Source organism: Bacillus sp. JK74 (assembly GCF_053663395.1).
Genome location: NZ_JBSJQB010000002.1, coordinates 628,877 through 645,259 on the forward strand (window position 1 = coordinate 628,877; position 16,383 = coordinate 645,259).

Sequence of the window (16,383 nt, forward strand, 5' to 3'; positions counted from 1 at the left end):
CGTGACAATAAAAAAACAGCCTGAAACCTGTGTCAGGCTGCAAAAGCGGGTTTAAGCCCCGCGTTTCTTCCCCGGAAATACCATCAGCGCAATCCCGATCAGAACAAATAGAGCAGGCCAGAAAACAGAAACCGGAATGATCGGCTGATACGTCATCATAAAGCAAAGTGCTGTCAAGGTCAGCACCGCAACCGGGATGAGCAGCGCCTTCTGTTTCCCGCCGAACAGCCACAGCTCAAATAAACCGAATGCCGTTGCCAACAGGTAAACAGGCCATGTCACATCGGAGTAAGACCAATTGGTTGCCGTTTCAAAGACAAACAAGAACCCCGTAATCAATAAGATGCCGCCCGGTACGAGAAGCCCCGCGTTTTTGACAGGTTTCGGGCCGAAAATCGGAATGTGAAAAGCGGCGCCCAGCAAAAGAATGAGAACGGGCCAGCCGCGTTCGCTGATGACTTCATTTGCATTGGTGAATATGCCGAAAATGCCCGCGGCGCACAGAACCGCCGCAGCAGTCAAAAGCCCTCTTTGCCTTCTGCCGAACAGCCAGGCTTCAAACAGGCCGAACGCAACGGCAAAGAGGTAGACAGGCGATGTCACATTTGCGTATGTCCAATCCGTCAGCGTTTCAAACCATAACAAGCCGCCCGTCACAAGCAAAATGCCGCCCGGAATAAGAAGGCCCGATCTTTTTTTCGGCTGCATAAAGGCAGCGGCGTGAAACAAAAGCCCGGCTGCGATGATCAAAAGCGGCCACAGCCCCGTCATCAGCATTCCGGCAAAGCATAGTGCTCCCGCGGCTGTCAGGATGAAAGCAGGAATCAATACGCCGATCTTTCTCCCGCCGAAATACCACAGCTCAAACAGACCGAGAGCAGGCGCCCATATATAAACAGGCCACGTCACGCCTGAATACGTCCATCCCGTTGCGGTCTCAAAACAAAACAGGCAGCCCAGCACAAGAAACATACCGCCGGGAACGAGCAGTCCCGCCTGTTCAGGCGTTTTTTTCGCAAAAATAAATCCGGCGTGAAATCCTGCGGACATTATAATGAAAAGAAACGGCCACGCCGAACCTGCGGATATATGTATAACTCCCGCCTTCTGTAAAAAAAACGCAATGCCGATACAAATAAAAATAAATCCCAATAATAAACGTCGAGCCTTCATCTCTTACTCCTCCCCATCATTTCCCAATTCATTATACAGAAATGGCAGGAAAAAAGAAGGGGAATTCCCAAAAAATACAGACATTTTCCTTATATCCTTATTTTTCTTTCGGGATTTTTTTGCAAATCAATGCGCCGATGAAAGCGAGGCTCACATACCCAAACACCGGATAAACGGTGGAAATCAGCTGTCCGTAACCGATTTGGCTGATAATGAAAGCAAACGCCAAAATGCCGCCGTAAATATATGTACTTTTTATATGAAGAAAACTGTTTAATTGTTTTTCCAATCCGTATAAATTGCCGATAACCGACGTAAACACTTCCCCGAAAATAATAAACAAATAAATGATATGAAGCGAACGCGAATACGAATAGACAACTTGAGCCATCGGAATGTCAAACTCCAGCACATCCGGCAGCACCGATAATGATAAAAAGCTCGCGGCAAGCACCAGTGTCAACAGAACGCCGCCTATATAAGCTCCCCTTCTGATCACCTTCTCTGAAGACATTTCGTTCGCAAGCGGCACAAGGACGGCTTGGGCGAGCGATAAATTTAACGCGCCGTAAGAGACGGCGGACAAAAGCCAGTTCCACTTGTCAGGCCATACCCATTCGTCCGCGTTTCTCGTGCTTGTAAATACAAATGAATCAGCTGTCACGATAAAAGAGAAAGAAATTAAAAGCGGCACCACCAATATATTGACGCCGAACACACCTTTAACACCGCTTGTCATGACGGCAAGGCTCAGTACGATCGTCAGAAGGATCCCCGCTTGTGCGGGCCAGCCAAGCTGTTCATGAAATAGCGCTCCAGCTCCGGACAGCATGACAGAGGTCACTCCCAGCAATATAAACATCATAAACATGTTCACGGCGCGGCCGATGGACTGGCCGAATAAATATGTGTTCAATTCCTGATAAGATGCTGCATGAATCCGTTTGGAAATAATCATGATTTTGGCGCCTAAATATGTAAACATCAGACCGCTTACCACGATACCGAACAGACCGATCCAGCCGAACTTCAGAAAAAACTCAACGATTTCCCGTCCCGTGGCAAAACCGGCTCCTACAACCGTGCCTACGTATACAAATGCAAGCTGACTTGCAGAACCTTTTGTTTGTCCCATTTCACCCTCCGGCTAAACGCAGATTTGTCCAGGCCTTTATATATGCTTATGAGACAAGTCTCCCGAAAAGACGAACAAATCGTCCTTCCCCGGAAAAAACAGATTCAGCTCTCTCCTCTAAGCAAAAATATTGAAAGAAAAAAAGGGCCGGCGTATACTCTTCATCAAGAAAGGTCAAAGCATTTCATTTCCTTTCCGACTATATTGGTCAAAAATAATCAAACCTCACGAATATCACTTATCATGCTGTAAACATTTATTTTTCGGGGTTTGAAACAAAATACTTGAAAGTCAAAGAAGATCAGAGTATACTAATAATCAAAGAAGGTCAAAGTTTTGGCCTTATTTTCTAACCCATTTGGTCAAAGATGATCAAACATTTTTCGAGGAGGTTTTGGCAAATGCGTTGTCAACATTGTCAGAAAAACGAGGCGACGATTCGCCTGAACATGCAAGTCAATTCCATTCAAAAACAATTCGTTTTATGTGAAACATGTTATACAGAATTAACCCGAAAACCGTCTATGAGCATGGGGCCGCAATCATTCGGATTCCCGTTTGAGCAAGGTTTCGCTCCCAATCAAAATAAACAGCAGGCCGGCCCTGAAAAAGGCCTGCTCGACGAGCTCGCTCAAAACGTCACAAACGGCGCAAAAGCAGGTCTGATTGACCCTGTGATCGGCCGCGATAATGAAGTGGCGCGCGTAATTGAAATTTTGAACCGCCGGAATAAAAACAATCCGGTGCTGATCGGTGAACCGGGCGTCGGTAAAACGGCTATTGCAGAAGGCCTCGCGCTTAAAATCGCTGAAGGCGATGTGCCGAACAAATTGAAAAACAAAGAGCTTTACCTGCTTGACGTCGCTTCTCTCGTCGCCAATACAGGGATCAGAGGCCAGTTTGAAGAAAGAATGAAACAATTAATGAACGAATTAAAAGAACGGAAAAATGTCATCTTGTTCATTGATGAGATTCACCTTCTCGTAGGCGCCGGCTCTGCCGAGGGATCAATGGATGCCGGGAACATCCTGAAACCGGCCCTTGCCAGAGGCGAGCTGCAGGTCATCGGGGCGACAACGCTGAAAGAGTACCGCCAGATTGAAAAAGATGCGGCGCTTGAAAGACGCTTCCAGCCTGTCATGGTTCACGAGCCTACAATAGAACAAGCCATCAGCATTCTGGAAGGCATTAAAGATAAATACGAGAAATACCACGGCGTCACATTCAGCAATGAAGCGATAAACGCCTGTGTTACGCTTTCATCCCGTTACATTCAGGACCGCCACCTGCCGGATAAAGCGATCGACTTATTAGATGAAGCCGGCTCTAAGGCGAACCTGGAACTTGATACCGTAAATGAAGAAGATGCGGCTGAGAGACTCAAAGCAATTGACGCGGAGAAAACAAAAGCGCTTCGGGAAGAAAATTATGAGCTTGCCGCGAAACTGCGTGATGAAGAAGCGGCTTTGGAAAAGCAGCTGGCGCATGAAACACCGGCCTCTTCACCTGAAATCGGTGCGGAGCATATTCAAGCCATCATTGAACAGAAAACAGGCATTCCGGTCGGAAAACTCCAGGCTGATGAACAAGTCAAAATGAAGGAACTTGAAGAGCATCTTCATCAGCGTGTCATCGGTCAGGAAAAAGCCGTGAAAAAAGTGGCGAAAGCGGTCAGACGAAGCCGCGCCGGCTTAAAATCCAAAAACAGACCTGTCGGCTCCTTCCTCTTTGTCGGACCGACCGGAGTCGGAAAAACCGAGTTATCAAAGACACTCGCAGATGAACTGTTCGGTACAAAAGATTCCATTATCCGTCTCGATATGAGTGAATACATGGAAAAACACGCCGTATCAAAAATTATCGGTTCACCGCCGGGATATGTCGGACACGATGAAGCCGGTCAATTAACGGAAAAAGTGCGCCGCAATCCGTACAGCATCGTGCTGCTCGACGAGATTGAAAAAGCCCATCCTGATGTCCAGCATATGTTTCTGCAGATTATGGAGGACGGCCGTCTGACAGACAGCCAGGGCAGAACGGTCAGCTTCAAAGATACCGTTTTGATTATGACTAGCAACGCTGGAACCGGCGAAAAACAGGTGAAAGTCGGATTCCAATCTGAAGAGAGCGTCATGGAAGAACAAACGCTGATTGATTCACTGAGCGCGTTCTTCAAACCGGAGTTTTTAAACCGGTTTGACAGCATTATTGAATTCCAATCCCTGAAAAAAGAACATCTCGTGAAAATCGTCAGCCTGCTTCTCACAGAGCTTGAAGACACATTAAAAGAGCGCGGCATCAGCCTGAGCGTCACCGATGATGCGAAAGAAAAAATCGCTGAAATCGGCTACCACCCCGCTTTCGGAGCACGCCCGCTCAGAAGAACCATCCAAGAATTGATCGAGGACGAAATGACAGATCTTCTATTGGATGACAACGAAATCAAAGCCTTCCATGTCGTAATGGAAGAGGGCGGCATCAAAGTCCGGGCACAATAACAAAAAAGCGGTTCCCTCCTCGCGGGGAGCCGCTTTTTTGTTATTTCTCCATGCCGGAAGGGAGAAACTGTGAAGAATTCGGGAACAATTTCTCAATCACCCTAAAGTTCCATGCACTGCCACCGATATTAACCATAGAAAGCTAGTATAAAGGATTTGGTGAAAACTATGGATAAAACATCGATTATCGGTATCATCCTCGCCGTGATTGCTTTAAGCGTGGGCATGGTGCTGAAAGGGGTCAGCTTAAGCGCACTCGCTAACCCGGCAGCTATTCTGATTATTTTGTTCGGTACGATTTCTGCGGTGATCATCGCATTCCCCGGAAAAGAAATCAAAAAAGTGCCTGCCCTTTTTAAAGTGCTGTTTAAAGAAAACAAACAGCTGACAATTGCGCAATTAATTCCTATGTTCTCTCAATGGGCGCAAATCGCCAGACGTGAAGGTCTGCTCGCATTAGAAGCAAGCATTGAAGACGTGGATGACGCATTTTTGAAAAACGGCCTGAGCATGGCGGTTGACGGACAAAGCGCAGAATTTATCAGAGATATTATGACTGAGGAAGTTGAAGCGATGGAAGACAGACACCAGGCCGGCGCAGCCATCTTTACACAAGCCGGCACATATGCGCCGACACTCGGCGTTTTGGGTGCGGTCATCGGCCTTATCGCCGCTCTTTCCAACATGAACAATACCGAGGCGCTCGGACATGCCATCAGTGCGGCGTTTGTCGCCACCCTTCTCGGGATTTTCACAGGGTATGTACTTTGGCATCCCTTCGCCAACAAACTGAAACGCAAATCAAAGCAGGAAGTCAAACTGCGTGAAATCATGATCGAAGGCGTTCTGTCAGTGCTTGAAGGACAGGCCCCGAAAGTGATCGAACAAAAACTTCTCATGTATCTTCCTGCGAATGAACGCGCAAAAGTCGCTGAACAAGAAGGAGAGGCAAACAATGGCGAGAAAAAAGAAGAAGAAGCATGATGACGAGCATGTGGATGAGTCTTGGCTGATCCCGTACGCGGATTTGCTCACCCTTCTTTTGGCTCTGTTCATTGTATTGTTCGCCATGAGCTCGGTCGATGCGGCGAAATTCCAAATGCTGTCTAAATCATTTAACGCCGTGTTTACCGGAGGCACGGGTGTTCTTGAATATTCAAGCGTCACCCCTCCTGAAAACGAAAAAGACGGCATTGATCAGTTAAAAAAAGACAAGGAAAAAGATAAAGAACAGAAAAAGAAAGAAAGAGAAGCAGCCGACCGCGAAGAACTTGAAGGCGTGCAAAAGCAAGTCAATCAATTTATAAAAAACAAAAAGCTTGAAACTCAGCTGGAAACAAAGATGACTAAAGAAGGGCTCTTAATTACCATTAAAGACAGTATCTTTTTTGATTCCGGACGGGCGGATATCCGTCAGGAAGATATTCCGCTTGCCAAGGAAATCTCGAATCTCCTTGTGCTGAATCCGCCGAGGAACATTATCATCAGCGGACATACGGACAATGTGCCGATTAAAAACTCACAATATCAATCTAACTGGCATTTAAGCGTCATGCGGGCCGTCAACTTCATGGCTATTCTCACGGAAAACCCGAAACTTGACGCAAAAGTATTCAGCGCCAAAGGTTTCGGAGAGTATAAACCGGCCGTGTCGAACAAAACCGCTGAAGGGCGCAGCAAAAACAGGCGCGTCGAGGTATTGATACAGCCTAGAAACGCCGCGACTGACCAAAATCAGTAATATAAAAAAGGAAGCCTTTCAAACGGCTTCCTTTTTTTATTTCTGATGAAAATGTTTAGCGTTTAACCCCACTCTTTTCAGCATTTCCGTACACATTTCTATCTCTTCATCACTCAGCACACTGATCATTTCTTTAATTTCTTCAGCATGATTAGGGAAAATATCGTTCAAAAGACGGATTCCCTTTTCGGAAATTTGTGCGAAAGTCACTCTTCTGTCAGTCGGCGAGGCTTTTCTGATGAGAAGTTCTTTTTTCTCTAATTTGTCAACAACGTATGTAATACTTCCGCTCGCTAATAAAATTTTGTCGCCGATCTGCTGAAGCGGCTGGTTGCCTTTGTGGTACAGCAGCTCAAGCACCGCAAATTCCGTCGGGTTCAGACCGTGCTTATGAATATGTTTATTCATATGGTCGTTAATAGATCGGTACGCACGTGACAGTACAATAAATAATTTCAATGAGTTTTCTGTTTTATCCGTCATACATTCAATCATCCTTTTACAAAAGAAACCGTTACAGAGAAACATTAATAAACAAAATGAAAAATGTCAACAAAAATGTTTCCAAAATTTCTCTTCTTTTTGTCTGGCCTTAATAAAATAATTTGTTTTTCTATCATTTTGGTTATTTTTTCTTATTAAAGAAGTATAAAAATGATATAATACCTCTATTCAAGTGTAATGTTGGAGCGATGCAGAGTGAATACATTTAAAGGTGCCCGGGGAAAGATCAAACTTTATCTCATATTGGTGATCATCCCGGCACTTATTATCAGCTTTTTCATTTATGAAAAAGAAAAGCAGAAAATAGCCGATAAACACATACAGGAAGCCAGTATGATGCTCAACCTTCACCGCAATAAGCTCAATTATTTAATCGGTGAAACAAAAGCCCGGATGACAACACTTGCGATCGCTGTCGATAAGCCTGTCAATGAAGAAAAGATCATTGATATTCTCGATCAGGCTTTTGAGGATGAACCCAGATTCAGCGGTCTGTATATGCTGAATTCCAAAGGTGATGTCATCGCAAGCACGACTGATCTGAAATCAAAGGTGAATTTGGCCGACAGACCGTATTTTACGAAGGCGAAAAAGACGAAAAAAACGGTTATCACAAATGACTACTCCAGCAGAATTACAGGCCAGCGCATCTTCACGATCTGCGTGCCGGTGTTAGACGCAAAACGGGAAGTCACGGATTATTTAGTAGCCGCCATTCAAGTCGATTATTTGAGAAATATGATCAATATGCTGAGCCCTGACGTTTATGTCAAGGCAACCAATCAGAATAAAGTGATATTTGCCAGCGGACGGGCTGATCAATCAGAAGGGGTGCAACCGGTCAGCGGCTATCTGGATGATATTAATTGGAATATCAATGTTTATCCGAAACCGGTTGAGCTGAACGAGCTGACCAAAAGCGTGCTGCTGCCGATGTCCAGTATTGCCGTGCTGCTGAATATTCTGTTCATCCTCGTTCAATATTATCTGCTTAAGCGCAAGACCCAGCTGGAGCGCGCTCAAAATGAAGCGCAGAAATTGGAGCTGATCGGAACGCTTGCCGCCAGCACCGCCCATGAAATCCGCAACCCGCTTACAGGGATCAGCGGCTTCATTCAGCTTTTGCAGAAAAAATACAAATCGGAGGAAGATCAGCTGTATTTCTCAATTATTGAGCAGGAGATTAAACGGATCAATCAGATTGTCAGTGAGTTTTTAGTGCTCGGTAAACCTACTGCTGAACGGTTGGAAGTGAACTCGCTGCAGGATATTCTTGATGAAATTATGCCGATTATTTATTCTGAAGGGAATCTGTATAATGTGGAAGTGAATGTGGAGATTCTCGTCAATCGGCCGCTCAAGGTCAACTGTACGAAAGACCATATTAAACAGGTGATTTTAAATGTCGCAAAAAACGCACTGGAATCCATGCAGGAAGGCGGCCGGCTGTCCATCTATTTAGAAGCCCGCGACCATAAAGCAGTCATTAAGGTGGCCGACAACGGAATGGGCATTTCTGAAGATATGCTTGAACACATTTTTCTTCCGTTTGTAACGTCAAAGGAAAAAGGCACCGGCCTCGGCCTTGTCGTATGTAAACGAATCATGCTGATGTACGGCGGTTCGATTGACATTCAAAGCGAAGTCGATAAGGGGACAGAGGTCACCATTACCCTCCCTGCCGCTTCACGATGAAAAAAACACCCTGGATCGGGGTGTTTTTTATTTAAAGAAGAATATGTGTAAGAGGATATACCAGAGGAACGGCATCATAGCCGGCAGATAGTACGAGGCGCTTCGTGAGCCGTGCCAGCGGAAAAATCTGCTGACTGTACGCGGTCATCTTTCGGATGCGGCGCTTGATCAGGAAGCGCATTCAGTCTTCGTTATCTGTTTTATCATCAATCATTTGTTTGCTTCATATGCAGGCATGACGTCACCGCGGGAGAACAAGCCTATTTTCTTCACAAGGCCCTGTATTCCTTGGTGATGTGTGCGATCACGGTTTACCAGCTGCTGATACGCGTTCATCAGACAGTCCAGTTCCTGGCTGTGCCTGATCGTGTCATATCCTGTAAACCCTTGCCTGTTAGCCGCATCTATCATCATTTTTCTTTTTTTATCAATAGATAGAAGCAATTTTTCTTGTTCAGAATAACTGCCCATTCACTTCACCCCTCACCGCTAAAAGAATAGGAAACAAGTTTGATTGGGTTATTGAGCATTATTACAGATTATACTTTATTTGTAAACATTTTTTTACTAAATAACTTATTTTTTCATTTCATATTGGAATCTTTAGCATGAATACGAGAATAATACCCATTCAGGTAATGATATAAACAGAATGCGGCATATTCAAGATTTAAAAAACAGCCACAGCTGACTTTATATTACAATAAAAAACCTCTCATGCCGGCGGGGGCATGAGAGGTTCGGGCGTCTATCAGTTTTGCACACTTTCATTTTCGTAAATCGGCACCCAGCCCTCTGTCGTCACGAAAATTCGGATTGCGACGACCCGGCGGTCTTCCTGAAGCGTAAAGTAGTGGCGGATGTTCTCCGGAACTGAAATCAAATCTCCCGGATTTAAACGGACGTCGAAAAATGTGCCGTCTTTGCCTTGAATGACGAAGATGCCGTGTCCGCTGACGATAAAGCGGACTTCATCATCCGTGTGGTGATGTTCTCTTTGGAAATTTTTTAATAATTCATCAAGATTCGGCGTGGTATCTGATAAAGAAATGACATCCTGAGACTGATATCCGCGCCGGGCTGAAATATCCTGAATCTCCTTGTCAAACACTGCGAGAATCCTTTCTTTTTCACCTTCTGTCAGATTGTATTTCTCCGAAAGCTCAGACGGAAGTTTTTCAATGTTCCACTGCTCATAGATCACCTCTTGTTCGTCTAAGAAGCGCGCTACTTCTTCCTGTTTTTCAATGAGCGTATTCTTTTCGTCATGAATTCTGATGGTCGCCATTTTCTATTCCTCCTTTTATTTTACTAGCTGCGGCCGAAGTGACAGAAGCTTGAGGTGGCAGCTGAATAAAAATTCATAGGCTTCCAGCACCCTTTTCGCTTCAAATGCGGTCCGCCCCCATGCCGTAATGCCGTGATTGCGGATTAACACCGCGCCTGAGCCGGCGTCCGCATGGTGCGCGAAGCTTTCGGCCAATGCCGGGATGTGCGCCGGGTTGTCAATGATCGGAACGGTCACGGACGCGTTTTCCTCCCATAATCCGAGCGCCTTAATCATCTCCTGCCCCTGAAAAGTGATTTGTTTTTCATCCCCGTAAAGCTCTGAGATGACATTATTATTAACGGTATGGACATGCAGACAGCAGCCTGCGTCTGTCTTTTGGTATAAGTAAGTATGGAGAAGCGTTTCCGCTGAAGGTTTTAAAGAATGGCCGGTCTCAGCGGGCTTCCCGTTCTCATCGATTAAGAGAAAATCTTCGTCTGTTTCTTTTCGTTTGTCTTTTCCGCTCGCCGTAACGAGGAAAGTCAGCGGCGCGTCGGATACTTTGATGGAAAGATTCCCGCTCGTTGCCGGGAACCAGTCTCTTTCGGCCAGCTCGCGCTTTACCTCGGCAAGTTCGCGCCAGCGTTCTTCTTTTGCAGCCATGCCTGCACCTCCCCGATGTTTTCAATGCCTGTTTTCACCTCATGAAAATCTTGAAAAGGCAGATGCCGGAGGCCGAGTTCTTTGCATTCAGTCAAAAGATAATCTCTCGCAAAACACATATCGGATAACTTTGCAGCCTCGACATCCGTGACCGAATCACCGATCATAATGAGAAATTTCTGCTGATCGGACAGCTTCCGGATGACTGACGGTTTGCAGCAGCCGCATTGATTGGTGCAGCCTCCGTCACAGGCGTGCGGCCAGTCTATATGAATATATTCATTGTCAAAGGATGCATGATTGCAGAAAATCCGCTCCTTTTCTACGATCCCTTCCAAAAGCGGATGCACAAAAAAGTCCATTCCTCCGCTTACGATATAAAACGGGAGGCCGTTTGACCGGACAAACGAGACAAAATCCAAAAAGCCGTCCCGTATTTTCGCATCCTTCAGAATAAAGCCGGTCAGTTCTTCTTTTAAGCTGCTCGGCAGCAGTCCGAACATCCGGCCGACCCCTTCTTGGATTGATATGCTTTTAGACAGAACACCGTCTTTTAATTCAAGCCACTCAGGAGGCGCGAATTCTTTCATCATGCTGACAATGTTGTCGTTCATGGTGACCGTGCCGTCGAAATCACAAATAATCAGCGGTGTGCGGGTCATACGGCTTCCACCCTTCCCCATTTGTCTAATGCGAGCTGAAGATCTTTGCACGACGCGGCTTTTTCTTCAATCGGCTGCGCTTCAAGCACCGCATCAATGATGGCGCGGAACGCTTTTCCGCCGCCCTCGGCTCCTTTCGGATGGCCGTGAATGCCACCGCCGGCATTGATGATGTGATCGATGCCGAAATCGCGCATCAACAATGGCACCATACCGGGGTGAATGCCTGCTGACGGGACGGCAAACGACGGATGAAAGACATCGTCTTTTACACATTCATCATGGATTGCAAGCGCGGACTCCTTCGGAAGAGCAACGGATCCGTAAGGTGACGGAAATAAGCTGAAATCAGCGCCGCAATAGCGGTTCAGCTTGCCGAGCAAAAGCGCATGCGACAAGCCGTAAACGGGAGATGATGTGAACGCGCCGCTGACTGCCGGATGCGCCATGATCGGAAGCGGGATTTCCCTGTCTTCGGCAAGGCTCTGCATCACATCTAAACCGTAAGCGAACACATTCAATAAAAGCGCGTCCGCCCCGAGTTCTGCCGCGCGCCTCGCTTTATCCCGCAGTTCAGCGGTCCTTCCCGTAAGGTTTACGGCATACAGCGTTTTATGCCCCGTCTCCTCCCGGGTTTCCTTCAGGACTTGTTTTCCTGCGATAATGCGGGTTTCAAACGGAGCCAGTTCATTTTCAAAGAAAATTTCGTCATCTTTAATCAGATCCACGCCGCCGAGCGCCTGCTGTCTGAGCTGTTCTTTAATGTCGGCGAGATCCCGTCCGATCACGCCTTTAAATATGCTCATCAGAAGCGGTCTTTCAAATTCGCCCAGCAGTTTGCGGATGCCGTATATACCAAATTTCGGCCCGGGAAGGGAGCGTTTAAACTCTTCGGAAAATTCAAGATCAGTCAATTTTATTTTTCCGTCCAGTGACAGCTTTCCGAATACCGTCGTCAGGACGGCCGGAATATCTCTTGAAAAGTTCGCCTCAGGATAGGCGATAGTGATGACAGATTGTGTTTCGTTTTCTGAGGTTCCTTCTTTCTCCTCAACTTTTACGACCCGGCCTTTATGTTTTCTGAGCTGTTCCTGCTTCACCAGGGGCAGGTCAGTCCAGGAGCCTACCGTCAGCCCCGCCGCAATCTGTTCCGCCCGCTTTTCACTGTCCGTTGTGTTTGTCAGAAGATATGTTGCCAATACTTCGCTCATGCGTGAACGCCTCTCTTTCTTTCACAAAACATAAAAAAACCTCTTCCGTATGAGCAGAAAGAGGCTTCGTGTTATGTCCGAATCTTATCTCTCAGCTCCTGCTGCAAGAATTAGCACCGTGCTTTATCAGTCGGTTGCCGGGCTTCATCGGGCTCGTCCCTCTGCCTGCTCTTGATAAGAATAATGATTTTATAAAGTATTTTGAATTATCGCATTGTTATCCTGATATGTCAATGCTTTTTCAGGTGAAAAGATTCAGTTTCCCGATCCGTTCCGCAGCTTCTTTAAGTCTTTCATCACTTGTCAGAAGACCGACTCTTATATAGCCTTCCCCCCATTTTCCGAACCCGTTTCCGGCAGCGACGGCGACATCCGCTTTCTCGAGCAGCAGATCTGAAAACGACTGTGACGTATAACCGTCGGGCACAGGGAGCCATGCAAAAAAGGAGCCCGCCGGAGCCGTCACATCCCAGCCGATACCGCGGCAGGCTTTAATCCATGCATTGCGTCTTGATTCATATCTGTCATTTTGCGCTGCGACGCATGCCTGATCCGCTAAAAGAGCGGCTGCCGCCGCCTGCTGCGCCGCGGGAAACAGGCTGACAAACATATGATCCTGATAAAGGTTGATCGCTTCGATAACAGAAGCGTTTCCGACGGCAAATCCGACCCGCCAGCCCGCCATATTATACGTTTTGGACAAGGTATAGATTTCGATTCCCGTCTCTTTTGCGCCTTCCGTCTGCAAAAAGCTCAGCGGTTTATGCCCGTCAAAACCGACGGCTCCGTACGCGAAATCATGAACGACACAAATGCCGTTTTGTTCCGCAAAACCGACCGTCTCCTCAAAAAACGCCTCTGTCGCCACAGCACCGGTCGGATTATTCGGATAATTGAGATACAGCAGCTTCGCCTCGCTCCGCACCTTTTCAGGAATTACGCTGTAATCAGGGAGAAACCCTCTTTCTTCCGTCAGCGGCATCATTTCCATTTTCGCTTTCGCAAGGGCGACGCCCGACCAGTAATCAGGATATCCGGGATCAGGCACCAGAATGGTATCTCCCGGGTTTAAAAGACATTGCGGAAGCTCAACAAGTCCCGCCTTGCCTCCGAACAGCACGGCGACTTCCGTTTCCGGATCAAGCGTGACCCCGTACTCCCTTTCATAAAATGCAGCGGCTGCTTTTTTGAAGCTGTAAGCGCCCCGGAATGAGGAGTATTTATGATTTTCCGGCCTTTCGACGGCGAGCTTCATTTCTTCAACGATATGCTGAGGCGTCGGCTGATCAGGGTTTCCCTGCCCTAAATTGATGACGTCTCTGCCTTCTTTCAGCTTTTGATTCACTTTTTGCACCAATGATGCGAAAAATTGTTCCGGCAGCTGTTTGAGTACATCTGAGATTTCAAAGTTCATATTTTTCACCTTCTAAAAATGTCTTGAAATGATAGTCCATCATCATATATGGTTAAATAAAAAAAGTAAAGAGAAACTTGAGGTGTTAAAAAATGAAATGGACCGTTTCCTGTTTGCAATTTGATATTTCATACGGAAATCCTTCAGAAAATTTTAAAAAAGCAGAATCTTTGATTGAGCAAGAAAGCCGCCATGCGGATGTAATCGTGCTTCCTGAGTTGTGGACGACCGGCTATGATCTCACACGGCTAGACCAGCTGGCGGATGAAAACGGCAAAGTTTCGGAACAGTGGCTTAAAGAAACGGCAAAAACATACAACGTACACCTCGTTGCCGGATCTTTTGCGGTCAAAGAAGGCGAAAATGTCTATAACACCATGTACATCGCCGATAACAGCGGACAGATCGTGAAGCGGTATCAGAAAGCCCATCTGTTTCAGCTGATGGATGAACACCTTTACTTGTCAGCAGGAAACAGCGACGGTTCCTTTGAGCTTGACGGTGTCAAGTGCGCCGGGCTGATCTGCTATGATATCCGTTTCCCCGAATGGATCAGAAAGCATACGTCCCAGGGCGCGAATGTCCTGTTTATCTCTGCGGAATGGCCTCTGCCCCGCCTTGATCATTGGCGAAGCCTGCTTGTCGCCAGAGCAATTGAAAACCAATGTTTTGTCGCAGCCTCTAACTGCACGGGGTCCAATCCCGATAATGAATTTGCCGGCCACAGCCTGATTATTGACCCGTGGGGCCGGATTTTAGCCGAAGGAGACCGGACGGAAGGCGCAGTCCGGGCGGAAATTGATGTGTCAGAAAGCGCGGCCGTCCGCGGAACCATTCCGGTTTTCCAAGACTTGCGGCGTGATTTATATTAATTTTCAAAAAAACGTTGACAAGAATATCCGGCACCTGCTAATATTTTCATCAACTGATTAATCCGAATTGTGATACAAATCAATATATTTTCTCTTATCGAGAGTTGGGCGAGGGAATTGGCCTTTTGACCCCAACAGCAACCGACCGTAATTCCATTGTGAAATGGGGCGCGTACATTTTGCGCCGAGACGATTGTCTCATAAGGCACGGTGCTAATTCCATCAGATGTTATCTGAGAGATAAGAGGCGGACTGCACTGTTTCAGCCTCCTTCTCTTTCAGAGAAGGAGGCTTTTTTTCGGGCGTATTCTCCGTCACGATCTCTTACTGCCACTACATAATTGGAGGGTAAATCCATGTCAGCAACTAAAACAAGTCTTTATGAACAATTAACAGAAAGCTCCGCCGCCGCGTTAGCCGTCAAGCTCGGCTTATTCCAAAGCAAAAGCACTCTGACATGCCGTGAAATCGGCGACGGCAATTTAAATTACGTCTTTCATGTTTACGATAAAGAAAACCAAAAAGGACTGATTATCAAACAGGCGATTCCTTACGCGAAAGTCGTCGGTGAAAGCTGGCCGCTTACAATTGATCGGGCGAGAATCGAAAGCAGCGCCCTCATCCGCCAGGGCGAACACGTGCCGCACCTCGTTCCGGCCGTTTACTATTCCGATACTGAAATGGCCGTCACGGTAATGGAAGACCTCTCACATTTGCAGATTTCAAGAAAAGGGCTGCTGGAAGGGCAGCATTATCCGAACTTATCGGTTCATATCGGTGAATTTTTAGGGAAAACGCTTTTTTACTCATCCGATTATGCGCTCGATGCGAAAGTAAAGCAGCAGCTCGCAAAGCAGTTTACAAATCCTGAGCTTTGCAATATTACAGAAAGGCTTGTGTTTACAGAACCGTTTCTCGACCATGAGACAAACGATTTTGAAGAGGAGCTGCGCCCATACGCAGAAAAAGTTTGGAACAATTCCCGGCTGAAAGAAGGCGCTGACGAATTGAAAGCCATCTTTCTGAATTCCGCGGAAACATTGGTTCACGGCGATCTGCACACGGGAAGCATCTTCGCCGATGAACTTGAAACAAAGGTGATTGATCCCGAGTTTGCTTTCTTCGGACCGATCGGGTTTGATATCGGCCAATTTATCGCCAATCTGCTGTTAAACGCCCTCAGCCGCGACGGTGACGACAGACAGCCGTTATATGACCATACTGCCGCCGTATGGGATACATTTGTGAAAACATTCAGTGAAGCATGGGAGAAAGACTGCCTGCCTTCCCGCAGACACCTGCTGGAAGACACACTGAAAAACGCGTTTGAAGAAGCGGTCGGTTTTGCGGGATGCGAATTGATCCGGCGCACGATCGGACTCGCCCATGTGGCTGACTTAGATGAAATCACTCCGTTTGACAAACGAATCGAACGGAAGAAGCTGGCGCTTGAGATCGGCGCCTATTATATCGAAAACAGAAAAGAACTGAAGCATATCACCGAGGTTCTGGACCAATTTAAGCTCCGTGTAAAGGAATGATGCA

General features: G+C 46.8%; 15 protein-coding genes and 2 riboswitches. Of the genes, 6 read left to right on the forward strand and 9 right to left on the reverse strand.

From position 1 onward, the window contains the following. Window positions 1-51: 51 nt before the first annotated feature. Both ACWJJ5_RS07485 and ACWJJ5_RS07490 read right to left on the reverse strand, forming a co-directional pair. Window positions 52-1,173, reverse strand: a complete 1,122-nt coding sequence (locus ACWJJ5_RS07485; protein ID WP_454022314.1) for a hypothetical protein — start codon at window positions 1,171-1,173, stop codon at window positions 52-54. A gap of 97 nt (window positions 1,174-1,270) precedes the next feature. Beyond that, window positions 1,271-2,308, reverse strand: coding sequence for a YkvI family membrane protein (locus tag ACWJJ5_RS07490; RefSeq protein WP_326360039.1), 1,038 nt, complete (start codon window positions 2,306-2,308; stop codon window positions 1,271-1,273). Window positions 2,309-2,709: 401 nt separating this feature from the next. On the opposite strand from ACWJJ5_RS07490, the gene clpE reads away from it, so the two are divergent. From clpE to motB, 3 genes are all read left to right on the forward strand, one after another. Further along, a complete protein-coding gene (gene clpE / locus ACWJJ5_RS07495; protein WP_454022315.1) occupies window positions 2,710-4,806 on the forward strand; it encodes an ATP-dependent protease ATP-binding subunit ClpE in 2,097 nt (698 codons plus the stop codon). A gap of 168 nt (window positions 4,807-4,974) precedes the next feature. Next, window positions 4,975-5,790, forward strand: a complete 816-nt coding sequence (motA, locus tag ACWJJ5_RS07500; RefSeq protein ID WP_003154684.1) for a flagellar motor stator protein MotA — start codon at window positions 4,975-4,977, stop codon at window positions 5,788-5,790. Then, on the forward strand, window positions 5,762-6,547 hold the full coding sequence (gene motB / locus ACWJJ5_RS07505) for a flagellar motor protein MotB (protein ID WP_069473375.1): 786 nt from the start codon (window positions 5,762-5,764) through the stop codon (window positions 6,545-6,547). The genes motA and motB overlap by 29 nt, the downstream gene beginning before the upstream one ends. Before the next feature lie 36 nt (window positions 6,548-6,583). Here the strand turns inward: motB and ACWJJ5_RS07510 are convergent, their stop codons facing one another. Continuing rightward, window positions 6,584-7,030: a MarR family winged helix-turn-helix transcriptional regulator gene (locus ACWJJ5_RS07510; protein ID WP_454022316.1), complete on the reverse strand. Its 447-nt coding sequence runs from the start codon at window positions 7,028-7,030 to the stop codon at window positions 6,584-6,586. Between the two features lie 198 nt (window positions 7,031-7,228). Here ACWJJ5_RS07510 and ACWJJ5_RS07515 point away from each other — a divergent pair, with 198 nt between their 5' ends. After that, the gene (locus tag ACWJJ5_RS07515; RefSeq protein ID WP_050556563.1) at window positions 7,229-8,746 is read left to right on the forward strand and encodes an ATP-binding protein; all 1,518 of its coding nucleotides are present in this window, start codon (window positions 7,229-7,231) and stop codon (window positions 8,744-8,746) included. Between the two features lie 210 nt (window positions 8,747-8,956). On the opposite strand, the gene ACWJJ5_RS07520 is transcribed toward ACWJJ5_RS07515, so the two are convergent. From ACWJJ5_RS07520 to ACWJJ5_RS07545, 6 genes are all read right to left on the reverse strand, one after another. Continuing rightward, window positions 8,957-9,217 carry an aspartyl-phosphate phosphatase Spo0E family protein gene (locus ACWJJ5_RS07520; RefSeq protein ID WP_007408464.1) on the reverse strand — a complete coding sequence of 87 codons (261 nt, stop codon included), beginning with the start codon at window positions 9,215-9,217 and terminating at the stop codon, window positions 8,957-8,959. A gap of 280 nt (window positions 9,218-9,497) precedes the next feature. Next, window positions 9,498-10,034 carry a 1,2-dihydroxy-3-keto-5-methylthiopentene dioxygenase gene (locus tag ACWJJ5_RS07525; RefSeq protein WP_454022317.1) on the reverse strand — a complete coding sequence of 179 codons (537 nt, stop codon included), beginning with the start codon at window positions 10,032-10,034 and terminating at the stop codon, window positions 9,498-9,500. Between the two features lie 15 nt (window positions 10,035-10,049). Beyond that, window positions 10,050-10,679 (reverse strand): methylthioribulose 1-phosphate dehydratase, encoded by a 630-nt coding sequence (locus ACWJJ5_RS07530; RefSeq protein WP_069473372.1) that lies wholly within the window; start codon window positions 10,677-10,679, stop codon window positions 10,050-10,052. Beyond that, entirely contained in the window at window positions 10,637-11,341 is a 705-nt protein-coding gene (gene mtnX, locus ACWJJ5_RS07535; protein ID WP_070081721.1) for a 2-hydroxy-3-keto-5-methylthiopentenyl-1-phosphate phosphatase, read from the reverse strand. The genes ACWJJ5_RS07530 and mtnX overlap by 43 nt, the downstream gene beginning before the upstream one ends. Continuing rightward, entirely contained in the window at window positions 11,338-12,552 is a 1,215-nt protein-coding gene (gene mtnW, locus ACWJJ5_RS07540; protein ID WP_454022318.1) for a 2,3-diketo-5-methylthiopentyl-1-phosphate enolase, read from the reverse strand. Before mtnW ends, mtnX begins: the two co-directional genes overlap by 4 nt. An 81-nt stretch (window positions 12,553-12,633) precedes the next feature. Beyond that, window positions 12,634-12,733, reverse strand: a riboswitch (SAM riboswitch). Between the two features lie 60 nt (window positions 12,734-12,793). Then, window positions 12,794-13,966 carry an aminotransferase class I/II-fold pyridoxal phosphate-dependent enzyme gene (locus ACWJJ5_RS07545; RefSeq protein ID WP_454022319.1) on the reverse strand — a complete coding sequence of 391 codons (1,173 nt, stop codon included), beginning with the start codon at window positions 13,964-13,966 and terminating at the stop codon, window positions 12,794-12,796. A 92-nt stretch (window positions 13,967-14,058) separates the two neighbouring features. On the opposite strand from ACWJJ5_RS07545, the gene ACWJJ5_RS07550 reads away from it, so the two are divergent. Together ACWJJ5_RS07550 and mtnK are read left to right on the forward strand one after the other, a co-directional pair. Next, window positions 14,059-14,838, forward strand: coding sequence for a carbon-nitrogen family hydrolase (locus tag ACWJJ5_RS07550; protein WP_101562952.1), 780 nt, complete (start codon window positions 14,059-14,061; stop codon window positions 14,836-14,838). Window positions 14,839-14,929: 91 nt separating this feature from the next. Further along, a riboswitch (SAM riboswitch) is annotated at window positions 14,930-15,085 on the forward strand. A 109-nt stretch (window positions 15,086-15,194) separates the two neighbouring features. Further along, complete coding sequence (gene mtnK / locus ACWJJ5_RS07555; protein ID WP_102421845.1) at window positions 15,195-16,379, forward strand: S-methyl-5-thioribose kinase; 1,185 nt, start codon at window positions 15,195-15,197, stop codon at window positions 16,377-16,379. Window positions 16,380-16,383: the final 4 nt, after the last annotated feature.

Bases quoted from the DNA above. Each gene is read 5' to 3' on its own strand.
- ACWJJ5_RS07485 (WP_454022314.1), bottom strand. From the start codon at position 1,173: ATGAAGGCTCGACGTTTATTATTGGGATTTATTTTTATTTGTATCGGC.
- ACWJJ5_RS07490 (WP_326360039.1), bottom strand. From the start codon at position 2,308: ATGGGACAAACAAAAGGTTCTGCAAGTCAGCTTGCATTTGTATACGTA.
- clpE (WP_454022315.1), top strand. From the start codon at position 2,710: ATGCGTTGTCAACATTGTCAGAAAAACGAGGCGACGATTCGCCTGAAC.
- motA (WP_003154684.1), top strand. From the start codon at position 4,975: ATGGATAAAACATCGATTATCGGTATCATCCTCGCCGTGATTGCTTTA.
- motB (WP_069473375.1), top strand. From the start codon at position 5,762: ATGGCGAGAAAAAAGAAGAAGAAGCATGATGACGAGCATGTGGATGAG.
- ACWJJ5_RS07510 (WP_454022316.1), bottom strand. From the start codon at position 7,030: ATGACGGATAAAACAGAAAACTCATTGAAATTATTTATTGTACTGTCA.
- ACWJJ5_RS07515 (WP_050556563.1), top strand. From the start codon at position 7,229: ATGTTGGAGCGATGCAGAGTGAATACATTTAAAGGTGCCCGGGGAAAG.
- ACWJJ5_RS07520 (WP_007408464.1), bottom strand. From the start codon at position 9,217: ATGGGCAGTTATTCTGAACAAGAAAAATTGCTTCTATCTATTGATAAA.
- ACWJJ5_RS07525 (WP_454022317.1), bottom strand. From the start codon at position 10,034: ATGGCGACCATCAGAATTCATGACGAAAAGAATACGCTCATTGAAAAA.
- ACWJJ5_RS07530 (WP_069473372.1), bottom strand. From the start codon at position 10,679: ATGGCTGCAAAAGAAGAACGCTGGCGCGAACTTGCCGAGGTAAAGCGC.
- mtnX (WP_070081721.1), bottom strand. From the start codon at position 11,341: ATGACCCGCACACCGCTGATTATTTGTGATTTCGACGGCACGGTCACC.
- mtnW (WP_454022318.1), bottom strand. From the start codon at position 12,552: ATGAGCGAAGTATTGGCAACATATCTTCTGACAAACACAACGGACAGT.
- ACWJJ5_RS07545 (WP_454022319.1), bottom strand. From the start codon at position 13,966: ATGAACTTTGAAATCTCAGATGTACTCAAACAGCTGCCGGAACAATTT.
- ACWJJ5_RS07550 (WP_101562952.1), top strand. From the start codon at position 14,059: ATGAAATGGACCGTTTCCTGTTTGCAATTTGATATTTCATACGGAAAT.
- mtnK (WP_102421845.1), top strand. From the start codon at position 15,195: ATGTCAGCAACTAAAACAAGTCTTTATGAACAATTAACAGAAAGCTCC.